We start from the raw sequence: 5,163 nt of genomic DNA, 5'->3' as shown, positions 1-5,163 counted from the left end.
ATGTCCGTTCCGTAGACGGACAACCACAAGGGTTGTCCCTACAGCCTAAGGACAGACCCGAATCACGGACACGGCTCACGGATTTTCCGTGTTTCATCTGTGTGCATCTGTGGCTGAACGGTTACGAGATTTGAGATATTGAGGGCGGAGGACATCAGTCGAGTGAGGATCGTCGATGTCGGTTCCAGTATCGAGCATCCAGCCTCCAGCATCGAGTATCGAGCATCGAGCCTCGAGCATCGAGCCTCGAGCATCCAGCATCGAGTATCGAGCATCCAGCATCGAGTAGGCCGGGCTATGAAAGCATCTGTATTGGTCTCTATTTATAATAAGGTTGAATTTGTCAAAAAAACCTTATTTGGTTTAAGCCATCAAAGTGAGAAAGACTTTGAAGTAATAATATGCGATGACGGTTCAACCGAAGAAACCCGGGGGCAGATAAAAAATTACTTAGAGGAATTAAAATTAAGGTATAATTATGTCTGGTATAAAGATGTAGGCTTTCAAAAGACGATTGTTTTAAATAAAGGGGTACTGGCGTCTACGAGTGATTACTTGATCTTTCTGGATGGCGATTGTATTCCGCATAAAGACTTTGTGAAATATCACTGTATTTTAAGAGAACCAGGGAAATATTTGGGAGGTAGAAGGGTTTTTTTAAAGGAGTGTTTTTCGCAGCAGATAAATCTCCATACTTCCTTATCGAAGCAGATTAGTTTTCTTAAATTGATTCATAATTGCACCAGGTGGGAAGAGGGGATTATCCTGCCTGATTTTATCAGACAAAGGATCTCGGTTAATGGAATAAAAGGCTGTAATTGGTCCTGCTGGAAAAAAGATTTAGTCGAAATAAACGGGTTTTATAATGATTGTCTGGGGCCTGTGGGAGGAGAAGACTGCCATATCCATGATAGATTTACCAAAAAGGGGCTGAAACTAAAATCAGCCCGTTATGGGGCTATTGTTTATCATCAGTATCACGAAAAAATAGCGCCTAATTATAACCAGGAGCGGAAATATATTCCTGAAGAGATTGTTTATCAAATTATGTGTGATAATGGACTGGAACAGATTGATAATTATCAGGTAACTACTCAGGTTGTTTAGACTGTAGGCTGAAGGCTGTTATCGGCTTTCATCGCGCCGAGGTTTTGGGATAGACTCTAACTGCCTACAGCCTCTACCTGAGTAGTTACAGGAGAGAGCGATAGAAATCTCAGCTATGAAGATACTTCACTTAGATTCAGAAAAGACCTGGCGTGGGGGACAGGCCCAGGTATTTTACCTGGCCTCTGGACTTAAAGAACGCGGTCACCATGTAGCTGTAACCTGCCCCAAAGAAGCGCCTCTTTTTAAAAAATGTCAACGGTCAGGCTTAACCACTTATCCAGTAAAGATGCGGGGAGAATGGGATATGGCCTCCGCCTGGCAAATAGCCCGGCTTATCCACAAGGAAAAGCCGCAAATTATTCATATCCATTCAGCCCATGCCCATACTTTGGCTCAAATAGCTCTCGCATTTACTTTTAATTCCAGACCAAAGGTGGTGCTTTCCAGACGAGTAGACTTTCATATTAAAAAGAATCCGATAAGTTATTTTAAGTACCGATGGGGGATAGACAGAATAATGGCGATTTCTTCAGGGATTAAGCAGGTGTTAATACAAGATGGGCTGGCTGAGGAAAAGATTGAAGTTGTTCATAGTGGTATTGATCTAAGCCGGTTTGAGGTTAAGGGGAAGGCTGAGTATTTGTATCCAGAGCTTGGACTGGACCCAACTCAGCCAATAGCAGGCATAATTGCTGCTTTAGCGCCCCATAAAGACCACGCCAATTTCTTAAAGGCGGCTTCGATAGTTTCATCGCGCCTACCCCGGGTAAAATATTTAGTTGTTGGGGAAGGAGAATTAAGGAAGGATCTTGAAGTGTTATGCCAAGAGCAGGGTATAGATGATAAAGTTAGATTCTTGGGGTTCAGAGAAGACGTGATCCAGATTTTAACTATCTTAGACCTATTTGTGTTATCTTCCTACTTAGAAGGACTTTGCACCTCACTCTTGGATGCTCAAGCCGCCGGCGTGCCCATAGTGGCCACCAGAACTGGTGGTGTTCCTGAAATTATTAAAGATGGTGTAAATGGCTTGCTTGTTCCGCCACAAGACCCTAAAAGTTTAGCCGAAGCGATCATAAGATTACTTAAAGATAAAGTCTTAGCTAACCAAATGAGCATTAAGGGTAAAGAGATGGTGAAAGAATTTAGTAAAGAGGCAATGATTAGTAAGACGGAAGAAGTATATACTAAGTTACTGGCGGAAACATTTCCTCAGCCCTCGCAGGCCGGCGGAGGTGAAGGATATATGGCGCCGCAGGTTGGCTCTTATTACTTTATTCAGTCTGGAAGGTGGAAAGGGTTTTATGATCCATCCCATCCTGAGGTCTTAAACCTCCTCCAGGATATAGATTCCCTTAAGGATAAGGCCCTAACGATCTTTAACCACTTCCCTAATGTCGTGGCTGAAGTGCCGCTTACCCCGGTTTATCCAGAGGCGGCGGGAGAGGGGAAAGAGATTAAGGTGGTGGTAAAAAGCTTCGGATGGCGTAATCTCTTCCATTTCCTCAAAAGTCCCCTGGTTAAGTCTAAGGCTATCTCTTCCTTAAGGGTGGCCAACCATCTCCTGGACCACAATCTTCCAACTCCAAAGCCCTTAGGGGCCTTCGAGCAGAGAGAATGGGGTTTTGTGAAGAGAGCCTGCTATATTACGGAGTCCTTAGGGGAAGTCCCGACTTTGAGGAGTTACCTCAGACGGCGGCCTGAGGGAGAAGAAGGGGCCAAAAAAACCCTCCAATTTTTAGCCGGTTATGTAAAGAGAATGCACGATTCTGGCCTCTTTCACCAGGATCTCACCCTGGGCAATTTCCTGATGAAGGACGGACAGCTTTACCTGGTGGACTTGAACCGCTCCAGAGTGAAGAAGAGAAAGCTCTCCTTCCTCCTGAGGATTGAAGACCTGGCGCGGATGGATTTCCCGGACAACCCGGACAGGGAGCTTTTCTTCAGATTTTACTTTAGAGAGGAAAGCCGGCCATGGATACTGTCGTTGAGGATAACCCTCATCCAGATAGAAAGGAGACTAAAAAAGCTCAGGAAGCGGATTTTCAGATTTTTCTAAAAGGCATATAACCTGGGCATGTAAACCAGGAAAGATAGGATAGACTGCCTTCACTTTCAGATTACAACTTTCTGCCTCTCTAACGAATTCCTTCTGAAGGAGCATATTGATGCCGTGTTTCAACCCTCTGATCTTTCGGGCCAAAATGTGAAACAGACTGGGACGGTAGAAGGAAATTATCGCCCATCGCCTGGTCACTCTTGATAATTCCTGGAGCAGTTTTTTTCTCTCTTCTGGCGAGGGGATATGTTGAACCAACCTGAAGGTAAAGGTACAGTCGAAAGAGTTCTCCTTAAAGGGGAGTTTTCGGATGTCGCTGACGGCAAATCTACTGATCTGTCCCCGGTTCTCTTGGGGGCGATCCGTGGTCACATTCTCTTTACATCTATCTACCATAGCCTTCGAGAGGTCAGAACAGGTGACGGAAAGTCCTTCTTTAAGGAAAAGGGAGGTGAACCTTCCATATCCACAAGGGATATCCAGGAGGCTATCTGCCCGAAGGTTTATCTTCTTCAGGATTTTCCTCACTATCTGCTTCTCTCTGCTGTTTACAAGCCATTGATCTGGCTTTGAATAGCGTGTCTTCTCGTAAAGAATGACCTTTTGTTTGGCTTCCATATTTAGAAACTATCTCGTATCTTTCTCAATTGATCAAGGGCATGTGCCCATCGCTCCCTGGTCAGGTAAATAGTGCGTTTCTGTCTATCTTGAATGAAAACAGGCTATTTACCTCTCCCCCAGAATTACATTATAGTATATATCAATGGTTAAGTCAAGCAGAAAGCTGACGCCTCACCGGGCAATCGCCTTAAGATTTCAAGCGGTTACCCTGAGTCGTTATTCTTTACCGATTCACCCCGATAAATTGGGGTGCTATTCTCATCAGCATTTTAGCGGTCTTGGACGAAAACTTCTAACCCTGCAGGTCGATAAATTGGCGGCGATTGCCCTACATCGAGGTGATATTTTTTCTTGACAGGGTCAATATTTTATAGTAGAATAAATTAGAGAAGTAACAAAGCCTATTGACTAAAAGCCTATCCCAAAACCGATCCGAGCCGCGAACGTTAGGGAGCGACGAGGGGCGGCCTCTATCTATCGGCAGTTGTAGCTGTCTCTTTTATCGGCTTTCATCGCGCCGAGGTTTTGGGATAGGCTCTAATTAAGGAGGGGCATAATTTCCGTATCTTCTCAGAGGTCAGTAATTACTTAGAGGGTGCCTAAGCCGGGGTGGCGGAATTGGTAGACGCCACGGACTTAAAATCCGTTGGGGCTATGCCTCGTGCCGGTTCGAGTCCGGCCCTCGGCACCAATAACAATTGTAACTATTTAGCCACGGATTTACACGGATGAAACACTGATTTCTTTATATATGAAGCGTTTAAATTCAACTCTTTCTCTTCCAAATTGTAAACTTCAAATGCTCCTGGGATAATGTCCTCTGTTATTTTTTAATATTTTAAACTCATTCTATTTATCTATGCTAATCCGTGTTAATCAGTGGCTGAATAGTTACTAACAATTAACAATTATCGTCGCGGGGTGGAGCAGTGGTAGCTCGTTGGGCTCATAACCCAAAGGTCACGGGTTCAAATCCCGTCCCCGCAACCAAATAATCAGAGGACAGAAGACAGAGGTCAGAAGAGAGAGGGGAGTGAGTCTGTATAATCTGGCTTCTGACGTCTGACATCTATAATACGTCGCGGGGTGGAGCAGTGGTAGCTCGTTGGGCTCATAACCCAAAGGTCACGGGTTCAAATCCCGTCCCCGCAACCAAATAATCAGGTTCCGAGTTCGGGGCACCCGGTGGCGTGGCGGGTCGTCGGGTTTCAAGTTGTGGCGGTGTAGCTCAGGTGGTTAGAGCACGCGGCTCATATCCGCGGCGTCCGGGGTTCGAATCCCTGCACCGCTACCAGCCTTTAACAGTTTTAAGTTTTAGCTGGCTGTCGAGATCAAAGAGAAATATGGTAACGATGGAACAAAACCTAAGCGGG

At 45.2% G+C, this 5,163-nt stretch carries 5 protein-coding genes and 4 tRNA genes; 7 read left to right on the top strand and 2 right to left on the bottom strand.

The window, feature by feature from the left end:
- Positions 1-93: 93 nt before the first annotated feature.
- Complete coding sequence (locus AB1797_12985; GenBank protein MEW5768501.1) at positions 94-282, bottom strand: hypothetical protein; 189 nt, start codon at positions 280-282, stop codon at positions 94-96.
- Between the two features lie 15 nt (positions 283-297).
- Here AB1797_12985 and AB1797_12980 point away from each other — a divergent pair, with 15 nt between their 5' ends.
- On the top strand, positions 298-1,107 hold the full coding sequence (locus AB1797_12980; GenBank protein ID MEW5768500.1) for a glycosyltransferase: 810 nt from the start codon (positions 298-300) through the stop codon (positions 1,105-1,107).
- A 115-nt stretch (positions 1,108-1,222) separates the two neighbouring features.
- A complete protein-coding gene (locus AB1797_12975) occupies positions 1,223-3,169 on the top strand; it encodes a glycosyltransferase (GenBank protein ID MEW5768499.1) in 1,947 nt (648 codons plus the stop codon).
- Here AB1797_12975 and AB1797_12970 read toward each other — a convergent pair.
- The gene (locus AB1797_12970; protein MEW5768498.1) at positions 3,131-3,787 is read right to left on the bottom strand and encodes a class I SAM-dependent methyltransferase; all 657 of its coding nucleotides are present in this window, start codon (positions 3,785-3,787) and stop codon (positions 3,131-3,133) included. The two genes, AB1797_12975 and AB1797_12970, sit on opposite strands and share 39 nt — an antisense overlap.
- A 145-nt stretch (positions 3,788-3,932) precedes the next feature.
- Here AB1797_12970 and AB1797_12965 point away from each other — a divergent pair, with 145 nt between their 5' ends.
- The 5 genes from AB1797_12965 (at position 3,933) to AB1797_12945 (ending at position 5,084) form a co-directional block, all read left to right on the top strand.
- Positions 3,933-4,145, top strand: coding sequence for a hypothetical protein (locus AB1797_12965; GenBank protein ID MEW5768497.1), 213 nt, complete (start codon positions 3,933-3,935; stop codon positions 4,143-4,145).
- Positions 4,146-4,393: 248 nt separating this feature from the next.
- Positions 4,394-4,481, top strand: a tRNA-Leu gene (locus AB1797_12960).
- A 224-nt stretch (positions 4,482-4,705) separates the two neighbouring features.
- Positions 4,706-4,780: transfer RNA gene (locus AB1797_12955), tRNA-Met, on the top strand.
- A gap of 90 nt (positions 4,781-4,870) precedes the next feature.
- Positions 4,871-4,945, top strand: a tRNA-Met gene (locus AB1797_12950).
- Between the two features lie 62 nt (positions 4,946-5,007).
- Positions 5,008-5,084, top strand: a tRNA-Met gene (locus AB1797_12945).
- The last annotated feature ends 79 nt before the right edge of the window (positions 5,085-5,163 follow it).

The sequence above is a fragment of the bacterium genome (genome assembly GCA_040753085.1).
Lineage (GTDB): Bacteria > UBA9089 > JASEGY01 > JASEGY01 > JASEGY01 > JASEGY01.
This window is presented reverse-complemented; position numbering and strand designations above follow the sequence as displayed.